Genomic DNA, 16,320 nt, shown 5'->3' on the forward strand with positions numbered 1-16,320 from the left:
ATCGACATCCAGATGGGGGCTTAGATGAGAAACTTCACGATCGATGCCCTGATTTCGCCATTCCCAGATAGCCATTTCATCTTCAGATCGATCTGAGATTACCCAGTCCGCAATCGTTGCAGAATTTCCTGGTGTTCCTTTTCTCCAACGTATGTGTTTCCGCTCGTCTGTCTCATGAGGTCGAGCCCTGCCTGTGTTAATGTCGATTGAGAACTCAGCCCTCTCGCCGGAATTCAGTAAGGCCGCGAAGTCGTAGCATCTGGTGACCGCAGCGAACTTTAGGTGAGGGCGTTTAGCTTTGATCATTGTATCCTCCTTGACGTAGTGCGCGAGTCTCACTGCAGCTTGATCAGAGTCGAAAGCCAACAAGACATCGATCGATGGATATCGATATGCCATGTTGTTTGCTAGCCAGAATCGGATCACGCCCGATATGCTATTGCAGCTTGACGCAGATATGGAGGGTAAGTTGATTCATGGGATCGCTCAGGAGTATCTCATCCATGCGCGTCGGCAGGAACACGAATTCCCGCCGGTGAGCGCGGCAGCTTTCGAAGGATTTGAAGGCCCACCATTCGGAGCGTACTAGTTTACACCAGCCTTGCGTCACACTTGTCTTCATTTGAATAAGATGTTCTCAATCGTTATTAAGTTTATCCTGTTGTGGTAGGGGGGCGTGTTTGAGATAATTCATCGTGTCTTTATATTTTACGCTTCGCTAATTGCCCTTTACTGTCTGTGGTAGCTGCTCTTGATGACGTGGAGTCAGATAGTTCTGTGTAGTTTTAAGTTGTCGTGTTTCGAAATCTATGTAATTTTAGTTGTGCGATACAAGATGTTCTTGTAAAATTCATTATTATTTCAGCAAATATCTGTTAAAACTTTTAAATTTAGTATTATTTTCTAAATTATTGGTTTGGCACTTGAAACTCTCATAATATATTCAATTTTAGCTGGTAAGCGTAGATATATACCTCTTTCTTGTTCAAGATTAATATCGTTAAGTTGTTTATCAAAACAATGCAGCGTAGAATCGATTGGTGCGGTTTGAAATAGAATGCCGTGTAGCTTGCTCCTAATCTAGCTTCGAGCACTGTGAGCAACACCCATGTTGGGTGATGGCGTTTGCCGAAAAAGTTCTCTAATTTTAGACGAGAAGGAATTTTTTTATTTCGTTACTAGATGATATTGGAAACGTGAAAATAACAAAGATCCATGGGCCGCTCTCATAGATTATCCGACTTTACTAGCTGCTGCCGACGCGAACTATGCCGAAAGACGGCTTGACCCTAGGGCAACGATTGGATAATTGACAAGGTCTCCGAACTGGTAATCTCTTATTTCGGCTCCACCAGCTTCGCCTTCATCGCCAATCTCATTGTCGTCATCTTCTCCTTCCTCGGTGTAATTTCCGCGCCGGGCATAGAATCCGTAGCTTGCACCGTTGATCTCGTCGGTTCCAAACCGAACAAAGCAGTTGCTCAGCATGATCGCTAAAAAGAACTCATTCGTACGCGAGCCATGATAGTAGTTGACGATCCCACCTTGATCGCACCGCTCCTGAAGAGTGAGATTCAGCGTTTGTGTATCCATCAACCATGGCGGTATTGCAGTTACCACTGTTCCAAAGTTGGAGGAGTTGGACGGTAGGAGCCGATTTAAGGCGCATTGGCGAGCAGTTTGTTCACTAAGGTAAACATAAACCAGCCCTTGACCAGTGAGGATGTACTCATCATCACCCTCCTCAGGCGTAGCCCCCGGAGGGTGGAAGTAAACAATTTCGGCCAGTAAAGCGCCGAAATCGGTTCGCGCCTGTTCCAAGCGGCCCTGGAGCTCGCCGGCGTTCAGGATGCGTGTGAAATCTCGAACCTGCCAATTGGCTACCGTCATCTTAAGAGAGTGATAGCTTTGTATTTACTTCAAAATATCTGCCGCAGATAGGCCTGAGCCATTTGTTTTATACTGGAGAAAAGGAAGCCCATGACGTCATTGGTGACCATTTGATGCCATGTGAATACACAGCGGATTTGACAGCATTAATTAGTGTGTTTGAATTTTCAGCTGAGCCACGACACGCTGTCGCAAAAGTCCCTCTAGGCCCGCCTAACTATTTGTCGTCACTTGTCAAGCTTTGACCTGCACCACATTTGTGGGCCCGCACCGAAAAACTGCTGCATAATTCTCGGGGCAGCAAATCGGTTACCCCGCCATCGCGCTGGACCGGGTTGAATGTTGCCCGTAACTTTCGATAGAGCGAACGGCCAATGTTGCTCAACTTCAGGGGTATCTCACCCATGCGCGCCGGCGGGGAACTGGAGTTCCCTTCAGTGAGCGTGGTTGGTTCGCTGTTCGGTGTGTGGTAGATACTAGCCCCCTGGGGCACTTTTTGACATTTGAATAAGATTTTTGTAATCAGTCTCTTAGGTTTGACCTGTTCTGCTGGTTTATAAGCTTGGATTTTGTAAGAATAAAACGTAATGGTTTGTTATTGTAGCGCCATACATAAATATTCGTTATTAACATATTAAAACCCATATATTTATTTGATGTTAATATTGTATATATAATTATTAATATCTAATCAATAAATTGACCAAAGATTATCTGTTAATAAAAATACGATTGATGAACATTATACTTAATTTGCGTAAGAGGTACGGGGTGAATTATACATTAGCATGAACCGAAACAAGCGGTAAGGATCTGAGCTACACTAAATACATGCTCAGGTTTATTCAAACGTACACAACAGAAGTGAAAGCATAGATCGTGCGCTCATAGGCGTCTCGCATATTACATTAAAGCAGCTCGGAGTTTTGATTCAAACCCCGTTGAGAGCCCTGACGATGGCATTCGCGTTTGCGCCTCCTAGGTTGAGGGACGATAGCCCCCTACCAGTGCGAAGAAGGTTCTCGTTCAGCACGTCGCTTGCCTCCTGCACTACAGATTTCATTTCTGGAACTTGCACACCGATCGCTTCAGCTATCTCAACCCAGAGCACCAGAATGTGCTTCACATCCTCAGTAAGGTAGCGATGGTTCATGGTCTTGGGAGTTTCGATTTCAGCATAGCCTTCGTAGGTCTCATAGAATTCTCTTGCGTTGCAGGCATGCCCACCATACCATTTTTTGGAATATGAGAAATCCGTCTCGGACTCGAGTCCAAGCGCATCAACAATCGAAAGACGTTCCTCGTCTATTGCGATAACACGCGTGATGGCTTGTGGGACAAACTGCCGGTAGAATTTTGGGACCGGCAATATCCCTTGCTCGATGGAATCTCTTGCAGCTAGAATTCCAGCAGGATGAGCAACAGGGTTGGTATTTGAAAAAAATATCGACGCGGGATGTTGATACCACTGAGGCGGATTTGGAAAGAGAACCTCGAAGCGCCCCTTAACCTCCTCGCTCAAAGGCTGAGTTGTCGCAACTTCGAACGTTGCCTTCACACCGAGCATTAGCACACGTGCCTTGACACGGCGGCATGCATAAGGAGACGTTGTTGATTCGATGACTGCGATCGGCGCGAAAGTTGGAACTAGAGTTTGCTTGCAAGCCAGAGACGTTGCGCTACCGGGCAAGGCCACGAGCACTGAGTTGCTCAGATTGAACTTCGCCAACTCGCGCAGAATCCCTTGCTGGCCTAGGGTTGGAACCGTAAGAAAAATGAACGCCGCGCCCGAAATCGCGGTTCCAAGATCATCCTCCAATCGCGGCTGGAAGTCGCCTCCGTAGTCCGGCCCTACTAGCTCCAAGGAGCCAAGGCACCTCACATCATTGAAGCTGCTCCTGTTAGAGATTGGCGCCCAGATCGAGGGTGTCTGGCCGAGCCTCCGGGCGAGATCACCTGCAAGAGTGAGAGCTAAGTTCCCGGCACCCAAAATTGCCACTTTAGCCATTTGGTAGATTCTAAATTGAACCGTTTGGTGATCATCACTTAGCCCGCACCTTTAAATAGATTAATGAATGGACAAGTATTGACTTACGACAATCCCATGACTTCTCTGCCCATCATCGATGTGGATGGGTTGTCGAAATTTGGAAAAACGATCCATGAAAGCGACGTTGGATGTTTATATCTGCAAATTGCCTTTTCTTGTGGACCATATACGTAAGCGCTTACGTTTTTGGTGGACCTTTGAGCATACAGTCAGGTGTAGGCGTGTAGGTCTCAATACGGATCATTAATTTCCACCTCAACGTACTATGGGTGCGTCGCACCCGAGAGTGATATGGTTCGGCTGAGGGCGAATTAGGCTCGTAGACCTCAATTGCGAAGGCTTAAGTTTCATGGCATTACGGACTATTTTTTGATGTTTTGGTGCTGGCTGACAGGATATATACCGTTGTAATTCGGGTTCGTGTGAATAAATCGCTGTGTATGTTTGTTTGATTGTTTCTGTGAGTTTTGTAGAAGCGATTCCAAGTGTGACGTGCCACTGAACTTTCATCCGCATCCCCCACGCTCGAATGGATTGTCGATAAATTGTATGCGGCGTCCACGCCCCATTGATTTTTCAGTTGCAGCGGCTTGATAGTTTTGCCTGGGGGCCGGATGTGAGCTCACCGATGAGTATCTGACGAGCTCATTGTGAGGCCTTGATGCGGGTGGCATAGGCCCAAGGCATCAGGGCATCGATGTCTTTCACGAGGTGGCCGTTTGCGAGGCGGGTGAAGAGGTCGCAAAGATAGGCGTAAGGTTCAACGCCGTTCATTTTGCAAGTGCCGATAAGACTGGCAAACCGAGCCCAATTGCGGCCCCCTTCATCGTGCCCCGCAAAGAGCGCATTGCGGCGGTTCATGGCCGGGCGGCGGATCGCGTTTTCCACCAGGTTGGAGTCGATATCGACATGGCCATCGTCCAGGAACAGCCGGAATCCGTCCTGTCGCGTCAGCATATAGGCCAGGGCTTTTCCGAGGTCAGATTTGCGTGAGACGCGCGCGGCCTGGGCTGCCAGCCAGGTGAAGAACTCCTCCACCAGCGGGAGGGACAGGTCCTGTCGAACTGCCCGGCGATGTTCGGGGTCTGAGCCTCGGATACTGTCTTCGATCTTGTAGAGCGCGGCGATCCGCACCAACGCCTCGTCGACGATGGGCGATCCGCTCTTTGGCGTGGCCTTGATCAGCTTTCTGCGCCCGTGTGCCCAACAGAAAGCCAACTTCAGCGGAGCGCCGCCGATACGATCGGACGTAGCGAGATGAGAGTAACCGCCGTAGGCATCCACTTGGATTGTGCCGTTGAACCCGTCAAGGATCTCAGCGGCATATTCTCCTTTACGCCCGGGCCGATAATGGAACACCACACCTGACGGAGCAGAACCATTCCAGCCGCGGTCGTCACGCAGCACGGCCCAGAGATAGCCGGTCTTTGTCTTGCCTCGCCCAGGATCCAGCACCGGGGCGGTCGTTTCGTCGACATAGAGGCGCGTGCTTTCCCACAGCAGCCGTTTGGCCATGTGGTCGACCACCGGTGCGATTTCGCTACCCGTGCGCCCCATCCAATCGGCCAGCACCGTGCGGTCGATTGGCACGCCGTGTCGCGCCATGACCTCGGCCTGACGGTTGAGGGGCATGTGTTCGGAATGCTTGGAGACGGCAATCTCCGCCAGAAGGGCCTCCGTCGGCCAGCTCCCTTCCAGAAGATGCGCCGGCGCTCTGGCCTGGACGACGCCGGTTCGACCCTTGGGGCATGCGTATTTCGGGCGGATCGTGACGATCACCTCGTAGCGCGCCGGGATCCGGTCGAGCCGTTCCGTCCGGTCCTCGCCGATCCGGACCATGTTGCCGCAACCGCAGGGACAAACGATGCTATCGGGCTCGATCACGCGCTCGACCCGCGGCAGGTGTTCGGGCAGTGCACGGGCCTTGCGCTCCTTGCGAGAAACGGCCTTGTCCGGATCGCCAACCTCTCCAGAATTGCCAGCCTTTTCGGGATCATCTGCGCTGGCTTCGATCTTCTTCTCGACGGCGGCGATCCGCGCCTGTGTTTCGGCAATCGCCGTTTCAAGGTCTTCCAGTGCCAGTTCCATCTGCGCCGGATCGAGCTTTTCCGATTTTGGCCCGAACTTCGTGCGCCTGTAGTCGTGAACCTGCCCCTCAAGCTTCTCGATCAGTTCCTTCAGCTCAGTGATGAACGCGTCCTTTTCGGCAACGACCGCCTGCTCATGCTGGCGTGCCGCACGCTCGACCGACAGTTCGAACTGCATCGCCGCAAAGGCTTTGACTACCTCTGGCGGAAGGTCCGGAAACAGGCTGAGATCAATAGGTTGCGACATGCCGCTTTATAGCAAAGCAGCTCAAAAAATCCAAATAAAACAATAGAAAGACGGCCGAACAATCATCCTGCCGCCGACGGCGCGGTCACCCGTTGCGCCATCACCCGCCGCCAGTCAAGACCTTCGAACAAAGCCTCATATTGACCCCTGGAAAGACGCATCGTCCCATCCTGAACCTTGGGCCAGGCAAAGCTTCCATGTTCAAGAATTTTGTAAGTTAGCACCATTCCTGTGCCATCCCACACCAGGATCTTCAGACGATCCCCGCGCTTCGACCGGAAGATCACCGTCACCCCGGAATGCGGGTCCAGCTTCAACTCGGTCTGCACCATCAAAGCCAGCGCCTGATGCCCACAGCGGAAGTCAACCGGACGGGTTGCGATCAGGATCGGCAGTCGTTGGCCCGCGACGATCATGACGCTCCTCGCACAGCGTGAACCAGAGCGGCGACCCGTTCAACGGGCACATTATTAGGAACCCGCATCACAACGTCTGAGCCAATCTCCAACGTCAAAACCTGCACACTCGGCCCGTCGGAGGCCAGCTTCGGCAGCGGCAAACGATTGACAGGCTCAGGCGGCTCCGCAGCGATTGCCAGAGGAACAAATGACGGCTCGACACCATCGTGCTCCGACGGCGTCGTTGCCGCCGCAAACGGCAGCACCAGAATGCCGTCACGCACTTGACGTCGCCAATCGGAAAGCTGGTTTGCTATAACGCCGTGACGGCGCGCGACATCCACAACACGAACACCAGGCTCAAAGCTTTCCGCCACGATCCGCGCCTTCACATCATCCGGCCAACGCCGGTTACCGCGGCGCGGCTCGACAACTTCGTAGCGACCAACAAATCCATCATCTGCCATGCAAATCTCCAGATAAAACTGGAAACCTTCTCGCATACGCAGCAAGCCTCAAAATACACCCAATCCAATGGGGCGGAGACCGCGCTTACAAAGTTGCGGCAAATTTTCGATTGGTTTGTTATAGGTTTACTTGTGCCGATTGGCTCCCGTATCGCCAAATGCAAATGGCTCGAAGGGGTTGGTTTGTTCCAGGCTTTACTCATGGCGAAGATAATAAACTAGTGGGTGATCTTCGTAAGATAGGAAAAGCTTATCGGCGGCAGTTCCAAGCCGCCCTGCGTGCTCCGTCTGGCGAAATCGTAGATCCTAAAGGAGATTTTCTCTATGTTTACCTAGATGAAGAGAATTACAAAAAATGCCGAGAGAAGAACGTTCTTGTTCCAAACGCGGGCGATGGAGTGCTTGCTACAGCACTGGAGCCGCACTCTGAGAGTTATACCTACCGGCAAGTGAGAGAACAGTTGCAGGCTTTCTGCGGCGACGGTGTGATTAACTACGCTGCAAATGAACTGTCTTGCTCATACTTTTTGATGATACAGGCCAGCAACGAGTTTGAGGAGGTCGGGGCCATCCAGGACGGACCTGGCGTTACCAAGGCGGTGTGGAAAAGGAACGTTCAGCACGCTGGTGAGCTGCTACCCTACGATCTAATTGCTGTGGGTCGCTCATCTTTTCTTCCTGAGGCTGCTCTTGATCCTCCGGATCCAGATGACTGATGGCTAGTTCGAATTTTCTACTTTAATAATTCTGTAATGAAAACGGTGTTTGTTTCAAATTAATCTGGATGTCGTGATGTATTAATAGTCCTATCAACGCTTTTTTGTAAAAAATAGATAAAAAGTACTTCTATGCCCTAAGTTCCAATGGATTGTCATTTTATTATTGCGTTGCCTGATTTGCGAGGTGTTTGTCACAAAATATGGAATTTCCCCCCGACGAAAGAAACCGCAAAATATCCAAAATATTTTAGTAATTTAACACTTGATATCATGGCCTGTTTAAATGCCCATCGATAGCCGTCGAAATCATTATTCTAATAGGTGTCAAATTGCGATTTTTCTTATTACTGAAGACTGAAATTTATTGCAAGGTAACCATTAACAACCACGCAACTAAAAGTTATGGGCGATGTCTGTATGCATCGAAGGACGAAATTATTCGACAATAATCACGGGCGTCGTTTTATTAAATAAAGCAAAAATACAGAAAATGTAAAGGTGGACGGAAAATCATAGTATCCGGATATTAGAATACAGTATTGCAATTTTATCAGGGCTGGGTTCCGCTTCTATTCGAGAATTTCTGCTGTGAAGGTGATAACGGCTTTTGTCTCGAAGGTGCTTTCTAGGACGGCCTGGCCAACTTTGGCGAGGTCTTCGGCGTATTGCGGCAGGATCTCACCGAGCACCGGCGTTGCGATGTCTTCGGTTACTTCGCCGTATTGCACGATGACCTTGTTGCCGGTGCCCTGCGAATAGCGGATACGGCCGACCGGAGCGTCACACTGACGTTCCTTCACATGAACCGGCGAAGTGCTGACCACGGGAGCCCAGGCGTACATGGATTCACCGCTGACAACAGCGTGGTCCTGAACGACGGTGAACGGCAAAGCCTCGATGAGGTCATTGCAGAGTTCCGGGTTTTCCTTCGTAGCAAGATAGGCAATGACGCTTATGCCGAGTGGCTGCCATGTGAGGCGTACCTTCTGGCCTTCGTTGATCTTAACGCGCCGCGAGAGATCGGCCAGTGCCGCGATAGAACCTTCGGGGGTCTCGTAGGTGAGATGCTTGCCGATGCTCCAGGGGAAATAGTGGAAGGACCAGGCAGCCAGTCGGTTGAGATATCCGAGGAACGCCTTGACCGCCTCAACCGCTTCCTCGCGGCTGGAAGTTGTCGGCAGGTGCTTCGTGATCGCTTCGGCGAAGGCGCCCATTTCCTGTAGGCCGCTATAACGCAGGTAGTTGCTGTATGCGTAATCAAAGCGATGAACCAGTGCGCAGCACTGCTCGAGGGTGAAGCGCTCGTCCTGGAACGTGAGCAGGAGGGGGTACCATGTGTACATCGACTGGTCGCGAAGCATGCCGTTCACGAAGTCCAGGTTGGTGAAGTACTGGTTGTTTGTGCCGACCGCGAAGGTCCCGGTGCGGATATCGTGAAGTTCCTTCGGCTCGGTGCTCTCGATAGCCGTCGTTTTCCCCTTTATGGCGGTTAAAACCGCAGAGAGATTCGCATATGGTACATTGGCCATAAAGTTGACGGAAAAATGGAGCCGGCCAAATTTCAATTTGGGAAGAGGTGATTGGGGACTTGTTGCTTCGTTCAATAATTGCGAGCTCAAGGAAAAGCGGAGGTTGCTCCTTTAGTAGAGATCGATGTGGTGTGGACGTTGGATGGGACCGGCGTGAAAAAATTATTTATTTGAGGAGATGGAAAGTTTCTATATTCGTCAAATATAGCGGTGAAAGGAAATGACTCAGTTATTAGTCCACGAAAAATCCACAAGTACGGCGTTGACAGGATATATTATAGAGTCAACTTCAAAAGTTCAAAAGTTCAAAAGTTCAAAAGTTCAAAAGTTCAAAAGTTCAAAAGTTCAAAAGTTCAAAAGTTCAAATAAGATGGACGATGGCGTTGGTAAATTACGATTAGACGTGAGCTATTTGATCACGGAGGTGGAGTGCGCGATATTCTTCAGGGTCGTAGAAACGAAGTCATCCGATCTTCAAATCCGAATTGTTGTTGCGTTATCGCTCAGAATAAGACGCTTCAGGCTCCTGTATCCAGGAAAGCCGGGCGAGGAGATCGCTCCCCATGCTGCCCTGTTCGTTCCAGAGCGGACGATGGTCGGGAATTGCTTGCCTTATGCCACATTGAAGAGCAGCTTTCCGTTGTCTTCGCGGCAAGGCAAGCTGCGATGACCGCCTTGATGCCGACCGGCCCGTAGTTGGCAGTGAGAGGCCCGCTTTCCGGATGTTTAGAAGACAAGCGATCCGCTTGGAGAGCCCGACCGATTTGCCCGCTTTTTTACGTGTTATCATGCTGCGTTATCTTCAACCCATTGCCTGATGGCGCATGAGGGGACGCCTGTTTCATCATTGATCGGCTTTGTGGAGCTCTTTTCGTGAGAGCGCCGTGAGTGATCCCGGTAGGGACGACGATGGTTGCGCCATCGCCCCTACCGGGACCCCGTCGTGAGTCATTCGTAACAGGGATGAAGTCGACAACGAAAATAACCGCGAACCGATTATGCGGCCGCACTTTAATTTCGCTGCCTGTCAATATGACGAGATCGAAAGGTTGCATTTCGGCCTTTGGTTGAAGGACAACCCACGATGAGTTGCCAATGATCAAAGTGGCGCCTACGCATGCCGGGATCGAAACAGTATTGTCGATGACGCGGCGTTGCACTCGGTGCGTAAAGCGCCCTCTTCTGCTCATTACATTCAGGTCAGTGATCGGCCCATTCAAAAGGCGAGCATCAATTGGTTGATCCGCAGGAAAAGAAAACGGTTCACTGCCGCGTTGTAGTGTTCTAGTTGATCCCGTTTTGGATGCAAACTCGATACCGTCACCATCAAGCACGCTGAGTGTCCGCTCGATCTCCGGAAAAATAGAGAAGGGGCCATCAGACGCCACTTTAGCGATGCTGACACGCCAATCGAAATCGTTTACTGAGGCTTCTGAAGGATGGACGGCAACCTCCAGCGTCTCACCGCCGCCATTCTTCCATGGCATGGAACAAAAGTCGCTCTTTCGGACAATTTGCATGCTGCATCTCCTGGCTTCGCGGAGGGCCGGGGTTGGCGACCTCCCCGCTGGCGGCCTTCAATTTCCAAGAATCCCAGGCAACCGCAACCCCTTCTCCTTGGCGCAATCGATGGCGATGTCGTAGCCCGCATCGGCGTGGCGCATAACGCCTGTCGCCGGGTCGTTCCACAGCACGCGCTCGATGCGGCGTGCCGCGTCGTCGGTGCCGTCGGCGCAAATAACCATGCCGGAGTGCTGCGAGAAGCCCATGCCGACACCGCCGCCGTGATGCAGCGACACCCAGGTGGCGCCGGACGCGGTGTTGAGCAGCGCGTTCAAGAGCGGCCAGTCGGAAACGGCGTCCGATCCGTCCTTCATCGCTTCCGTCTCGCGGTTCGGCGAGGCGACGGAGCCGGAATCGAGGTGGTCGCGGCCGATGACGACGGGAGCCTTCAGCTCGCCGTTCTTGACCATTTCGTTGAAGGCAAGGCCGAGACGTTCGCGGTCGCCAAGGCCGACCCAGCAAATGCGCGCCGGCAGGCCCTGGAAGGCGATGCGCTCGCGCGCCATGTCCAGCCAGTTGTGCAGATGGGTGTTGCCGGGGGTGAGTTCCTTCACCTTGGCGTCGGTCTTGTAGATATCCTCCGGATCGCCCGACAGTGCCGCCCAGCGGAAGGGGCCGATGCCGCGGCAGAACAGCGGTAGGATATAGGCCGGCACGAAGCCGGGGAAGGCGAAGGCATTTTCCAGGCCCTCGTCCTTGGCAACCTGGCGGATATTGTTGCCATAGTCGAGCGTCGGCACGCCGGCGTCCCAGAAGGCGACCATGGCTTCGACATGCACCTTCATCGAGGCGCGAGCTGCGGCTTCCACAGCCTTCGGATCGCTCTCGCGCTTCGCCTTGGCTTCGGCGACTGTCCAGCCGAGCGGCAGATAGCCGTTGAGCGGATCATGCGCGGAGGTCTGGTCGGTGACGATGTCGGGGCGTGGGCCGCCCGGCCTTCATGCGCTTGACCAGTTCCGGGAAGATTTCGGCGGCATTGCCGAGCAGGCCCACCGACTTCGCTTCTCCGGCCTTGGTCCAGCGGTCGATCATCGCGAGCGCTTCGTCGAGCGTCGTCGCCTTCTCGTCGACATAGCGGGTGCGCAGGCGGAAATCGATGCGGGTCTCGTCGCTTTCGACGGCAAGGCAGCAGGCGCCGGCCATGACGGCCGCCAGCGGCTGCGCGCCGCCCATGCCGCCGAGCCCGCCGGTCAGGATCCACTTGCCCTTGAGGCTGCCGTTATAATGCTGACGGCCAGCTTCTACGAAGGTTTCATAAGTGCCCTGCACAATGCCCTGCGTGCCGATATAGATCCACGAACCGGCGGTCATCTGGCCGTACATGGCGAGACCCTTCTTATCCAGCTCGTTGAAGTGATCCCAGGTCGCCCAATGCGGCACGAGGTTGGAATTGGCGATGAGCACGCGCGGCGCATCCTTGTGGGTGCGGAACACGCCGACCGGCTTGCCGGACTGCACCAGCAGCGTCTCTTCCTCGGTGAGCGTCTTCAACGTCGCGGCGATACGGTCGAAATCCTCCCAGGTGCGGGCGGCGCGGCCGATGCCGCCATAGACGACCAGTTCGTTTGGGTTTTCCGCGACATCCGGATCAAGATTGTTCATCAGCATCCTGAGCGGCGCTTCGGTCATCCAGCTCTTGGCGTTGAGCTCCGGGCCGCGCGGCGCGCGGATTTCGCGGATGTTATGGCGTGGGTTGGTCATCTAGTTTTTAGCTCCTCGCTTCGTTCTTGAGATCAGCTGCAACGCGCTCCAGGCGCGTCAGTATTTCATTCAGATGGACACGAAGGCGTTCTGCCTTCGCCGGGTCGTAGGCGAAGGGCGCCGCTTCGGTCTGGAGATGCGTCGACTGGGCAAGCTCCATCTGGATCGCATGCACGCCCGTCTCCGGCCTGCCATAGTGGCGCGTCGTCCACCCGCCCTTGAAGCGGCCGTTGAGGTTGCCACTAAAGCCTTTGGCCGACGCAACGACGTCCACTGTGGCCTCTTCGATCCGCGGATCGCAGGTCACACCTCCGTCAGTACCGATGTTGAAATCCGGAAGCCTGCCTTCGAACAGAAAGGGGATATGTGATCGGATTGAGTGGCAGTCATAGATGATGGCGATACCATGGATCGCCTTGATCCGTTTTATCTCCGCCAGCAGAGCGGCGTGATAAGGTTCGTGGAAGCTGGCGACACGTGCGGCCACATCCTCGGCGCTAGGCTCGGCGCCGATAGTCCAGATAGGATTGCCGTCGAAATCTGTCGTCGGAACGAGTCCGGTCGTATTCTGGCCTGGGTATAAGGACGTCCCAGCCGGATCGCGATTAGCGTCGATGACGTAGCGATGGAAGGTTGCTCGAACGACAGTAGCGTTTTCCAGCAAGCCATCGTACAGATTATGTATATGCCAATCGGTGTCAGCAAGCCGTCGACCATTGTCGTTCAGTTTGTGCCATATATCACCTGGAACATCAGTTCCGGTATGCGGCATACCAAGAATGATGGGGGAAGTACCTTGTTGGACTTCAAAAACGCTCATCGATTGCTCTCTATTGCAAAAGACGACTCGTGGGGTGCTGATCGCGACGCACGAGTAGTCATGGTTTTTGATTTCAGGGCCGCAATCTGCGGCCTTTGAATATTCGGGCATGCAGCGGATTGAACCCGATGCGATAAACGAGTTCGGCCGGTCGCCCGATATTCCACACAGCGAAATCGGCGGATTTACCAACTTCAAGCGTGCCTGTGGTCGTGACCAAGCCGAGTGCACGCGCAGCTTCCCGGGTCGCCCCAGCAACGCATTCGTCGACACTCAATCCGAAAAGCGTGGCCGACATGTTCATGGCCAGCAGCATGGACGTCAGAGGCGAGGTTCCTGGATTGCAATCTGTCGCGATGGCGATGCTGGCACCTGCGTCCCTCAGCGCCTGAACCGGTGGTAGCCGCTTTTCCCGCAGGGTGTAGAAAGCTCCGGGCAGGAGGACGGCAACGGTCCCAGACGCAGCCAAAGCCCTGGCGCCATGTTCATCGAGATATTCTAGATGGTCTGCCGAAAGCGCCCCGCGAGAAGCCGCGAGTTTTGCTCCACCGAGATTGCTCAACTGCTCGGCATGCAATTTGATAGGCAATCCATGCCTTTTGGCAGCGTCGAAAACCCGAGACATTTCGTCAGGAGAAAAGGCAATACCCTCACAGAAACCGTCGACAGCATCAATCAGCCCTTCTCGTCTGGCTGCCTCGAGGCCAGGAATAACAACATCTTCGATGTACCCACCGTTGTTACCACGATAAGCTTCCGGCGTCGCGTGCGCTGCCAGATAGCTCGTTACGATCCGCACAGGGCGTAACGCCGCGAGCCGCCTCGCAGCTCGAAGCATCTTCAATTCCGTTGCGACATTAAGGCCGTAGCCCGACTTGATCTCCACGGTGCCGACTCCTTCGGAGAGGAGAGCGTCCAATCGGGGAAGTGCCTGAAGAACCAATTCGTCCTCCGAAAGCGCGTTAGTCGCCTTGACAGAGGAGACAATGCCGCCGCCGGCTCTCGCAATCTCTTCATAGGTTGCGCCCGAAAGCCTCATCTCGAATTCCAACGCCCTGTCGCCGCCGAAAACCAGATGTGTATGGCAGTCGATCAGGGCGGGCGTTACCCACCGACCTCCCAAATCAACCTCGATCGCTCCCTTTGTCAGGGAGGAGGGGAGATCATTGTCTGTGCCGACATAAGAAATCTGCTCGCCTTTGACGATGACTACGCCACCGTCGATGACGCCAAGGCCATCCGTTCCCTCCGCGACGGTTGCCAGTCGCGCATTCCTCCAGATGACGATCTCCTCATCGGATGTGGGTTTTGCCTCAGACATCGCGATCCCCCCATCAATTGGATTTGTCTTTCCTTATCTGTATTTTGTATATACCAATGGCGTAAATTGCAAGAACCAAGTTGATCGTTTTGGCGATCGCATCAAGCTCGGAGAAGAGATTATGGGAGAGTTGGATCGAACCACACTATTTGCGAAGAGCGCCCTTTTGCCCACCGGTTGGCATAAGAACGTTCTGCTGCGGATCGAGGGCGGCTTTATCGCGTCCGTCGAAACAGGTACGGCGGCAACGCCGGCCGACGAGCGCCACAACCTCATCTTGCCCGCGATGGGCAATCTTCATAGCCATGCCTTTCAGCGCGCCATGGCAGGCTTGGCCGAAACACGCGGACCAACCGATGACAGCTTTTGGAGCTGGCGAAATGTGATGTACCGGTTCGCTTTGACAATGAGCCCCGATGATGTCGAGGCCGTCGCTTCGCAGCTATACATGGAGATGCTTGAAGCTGGCTACAGCCGTGTCGGTGAGTTTCACTACCTGCATCACAGCCCAGATGGCAGCCACTACTCAAATATTGCCGAGATGGCGGAACGCATTATCGCGGCGGCCAGCGCCACAGGAATAAGTCTGACATTACTGCCGGTCTTTTACGCTCACTCGGGGTTTGGTGGCCTTGCTCCGGTCGAGGGGCAACGGCGGTTCATCAACTCGCTCGACAGTTACGACCAACTGATGAGCGAGTGCCAATCGCTAGTCGGGAAAATTGCTGGCGCCGAACTCGGCGTGGCGCCCCACAGCCTGAGAGCCGTCACGCCGCAAGAGTTGCTTCAGATCACTGAAAGGTGGGCCAGAGGGCCGATCCACATTCACATTGCCGAGCAAATGAAGGAGGTCACAGATTGTCTCGCCTGGTCCTCCGCCCGCCCGGTCGAATGGTTGCTGGACAATGCGCCGGTCGACCAGCGCTGGTGCCTCATTCATGCGACCCATATGACCGAAACCGAAACGTGTAGAGTTGCGCGTAGTGGTGCGGTTGCGGGTCTTTGCCCGATAACCGAGGCCAATCTCGGGGATGGCATATTTCCCGGCCATGCATTCGTTGAGGAGGGAGGCAGGATCGGTATCGGATCGGACTCGAACATCCTGATCTCCCTCGCCGGTGAATTGCGGCAACTCGAATATTCGCAGAGGCTGGGACGTCAGATGAGAAACGTACTGGCGGCGCCGAACGAATTCACAGGCCGTCACCTTCTTGAGTCAGCACGCCGCGGTGGCGCTGTGGCTTTGGGATCGGAAATTGGCATCGAGTCCGGCAACTCTGCGGATCTGCTGTCGCTCGATGTCAGTGCCGTCCCCTTCCTTGAGAGAGATGAAATTCTGGACCACTGGATATTTGCCGACGAGGTGACGATCGACAGCGTCTGGGCTCGCGGCCGCAGACAAGTCGTTGCGGGACACCATGTCGCTCGCGACGAAATCAATCGCCGCTTCCTCGCCACGATGCATAAGTTGCTTCGTCGATAGCGGGCTGCAAGTGCGAGCGCCGGAAACACTTCCGGTAACGCTGCG

The 16,320-nt window shown here is 53.7% G+C and carries 12 protein-coding genes and 2 pseudogenes; 4 read left to right on the forward strand and 10 right to left on the reverse strand.

Translation table 11 applies throughout. The annotated features are described in order from the left end of the window. Positions 1–376: 376 nt before the first annotated feature. A pseudogene (ipt, locus tag V6582_RS27010) lies at positions 377–589 on the forward strand (adenylate dimethylallyltransferase Ipt); the annotation flags it as partial. 677 nt (positions 590–1,266) lie between these two features. Here ipt and V6582_RS27015 read toward each other — a convergent pair. From V6582_RS27015 to tnpA, 5 genes are all read right to left on the reverse strand, one after another. Further along, entirely contained in the window at positions 1,267–1,890 is a 624-nt protein-coding gene (locus V6582_RS27015) for a RolB family protein (protein WP_032488313.1), read from the reverse strand. Positions 1,891–2,821: 931 nt separating this feature from the next. Further along, a complete protein-coding gene (ocs, locus tag V6582_RS27020; protein ID WP_060718528.1) occupies positions 2,822–3,898 on the reverse strand; it encodes a lysopine/octopine dehydrogenase in 1,077 nt (358 codons plus the stop codon). A gap of 687 nt (positions 3,899–4,585) precedes the next feature. Next, positions 4,586–6,274, reverse strand: a complete 1,689-nt coding sequence (tnpC, locus tag V6582_RS27025) for an IS66 family transposase (RefSeq protein ID WP_060718544.1) — start codon at positions 6,272–6,274, stop codon at positions 4,586–4,588. A gap of 62 nt (positions 6,275–6,336) precedes the next feature. Next, entirely contained in the window at positions 6,337–6,690 is a 354-nt protein-coding gene (tnpB, locus tag V6582_RS27030; RefSeq protein WP_010975401.1) for an IS66 family insertion sequence element accessory protein TnpB, read from the reverse strand. Next, positions 6,687–7,139: an IS66-like element accessory protein TnpA gene (gene tnpA, locus V6582_RS27035; protein ID WP_060718545.1), complete on the reverse strand. Its 453-nt coding sequence runs from the start codon at positions 7,137–7,139 to the stop codon at positions 6,687–6,689. Before tnpA ends, tnpB begins: the two co-directional genes overlap by 4 nt. A gap of 221 nt (positions 7,140–7,360) precedes the next feature. Here tnpA and V6582_RS27040 point away from each other — a divergent pair, with 221 nt between their 5' ends. Then, a complete protein-coding gene (locus V6582_RS27040; protein ID WP_234614366.1) occupies positions 7,361–7,855 on the forward strand; it encodes a RolB family protein in 495 nt (164 codons plus the stop codon). Positions 7,856–8,427: 572 nt separating this feature from the next. Here V6582_RS27040 and V6582_RS27045 read toward each other — a convergent pair. Then, complete coding sequence (locus V6582_RS27045; protein WP_233741845.1) at positions 8,428–9,462, reverse strand: hypothetical protein; 1,035 nt, start codon at positions 9,460–9,462, stop codon at positions 8,428–8,430. A 145-nt stretch (positions 9,463–9,607) separates the two neighbouring features. Here V6582_RS27045 and V6582_RS27050 point away from each other — a divergent pair, with 145 nt between their 5' ends. Next, positions 9,608–10,057, forward strand: a complete 450-nt coding sequence (locus V6582_RS27050) for a hypothetical protein (RefSeq protein ID WP_060718518.1) — start codon at positions 9,608–9,610, stop codon at positions 10,055–10,057. 106 nt (positions 10,058–10,163) lie between these two features. Here the strand turns inward: V6582_RS27050 and V6582_RS27055 are convergent, their stop codons facing one another. The 4 genes and pseudogenes from V6582_RS27055 to hutI all read right to left on the reverse strand — a co-directional run bounded on the left by V6582_RS27055 (position 10,164) and on the right by hutI (position 14,792). Beyond that, a complete protein-coding gene (locus V6582_RS27055; protein WP_060718519.1) occupies positions 10,164–10,907 on the reverse strand; it encodes a HutD/Ves family protein in 744 nt (247 codons plus the stop codon). A 57-nt stretch (positions 10,908–10,964) separates the two neighbouring features. Next, positions 10,965–12,651, reverse strand: a pseudogene (hutU, locus tag V6582_RS27060) (urocanate hydratase). Between the two features lie 7 nt (positions 12,652–12,658). Then, positions 12,659–13,471, reverse strand: coding sequence for an N-formylglutamate deformylase (gene hutG / locus V6582_RS27065; protein ID WP_060718520.1), 813 nt, complete (start codon positions 13,469–13,471; stop codon positions 12,659–12,661). Between the two features lie 73 nt (positions 13,472–13,544). Further along, on the reverse strand, positions 13,545–14,792 hold the full coding sequence (gene hutI / locus V6582_RS27070; RefSeq protein WP_060718521.1) for an imidazolonepropionase: 1,248 nt from the start codon (positions 14,790–14,792) through the stop codon (positions 13,545–13,547). A 121-nt stretch (positions 14,793–14,913) separates the two neighbouring features. Between hutI and V6582_RS27075 the strand changes: the two genes are divergently transcribed. Continuing rightward, positions 14,914–16,275, forward strand: coding sequence for a formimidoylglutamate deiminase (locus V6582_RS27075; protein ID WP_156634867.1), 1,362 nt, complete (start codon positions 14,914–14,916; stop codon positions 16,273–16,275). The last annotated feature ends 45 nt before the right edge of the window (positions 16,276–16,320 follow it).

Origin of the sequence: Agrobacterium vitis (assembly GCF_037039395.1) — a bacterium.
In the GTDB taxonomy this organism is placed as follows: Bacteria; Pseudomonadota; Alphaproteobacteria; order Rhizobiales; family Rhizobiaceae; genus Allorhizobium; species Allorhizobium vitis_E.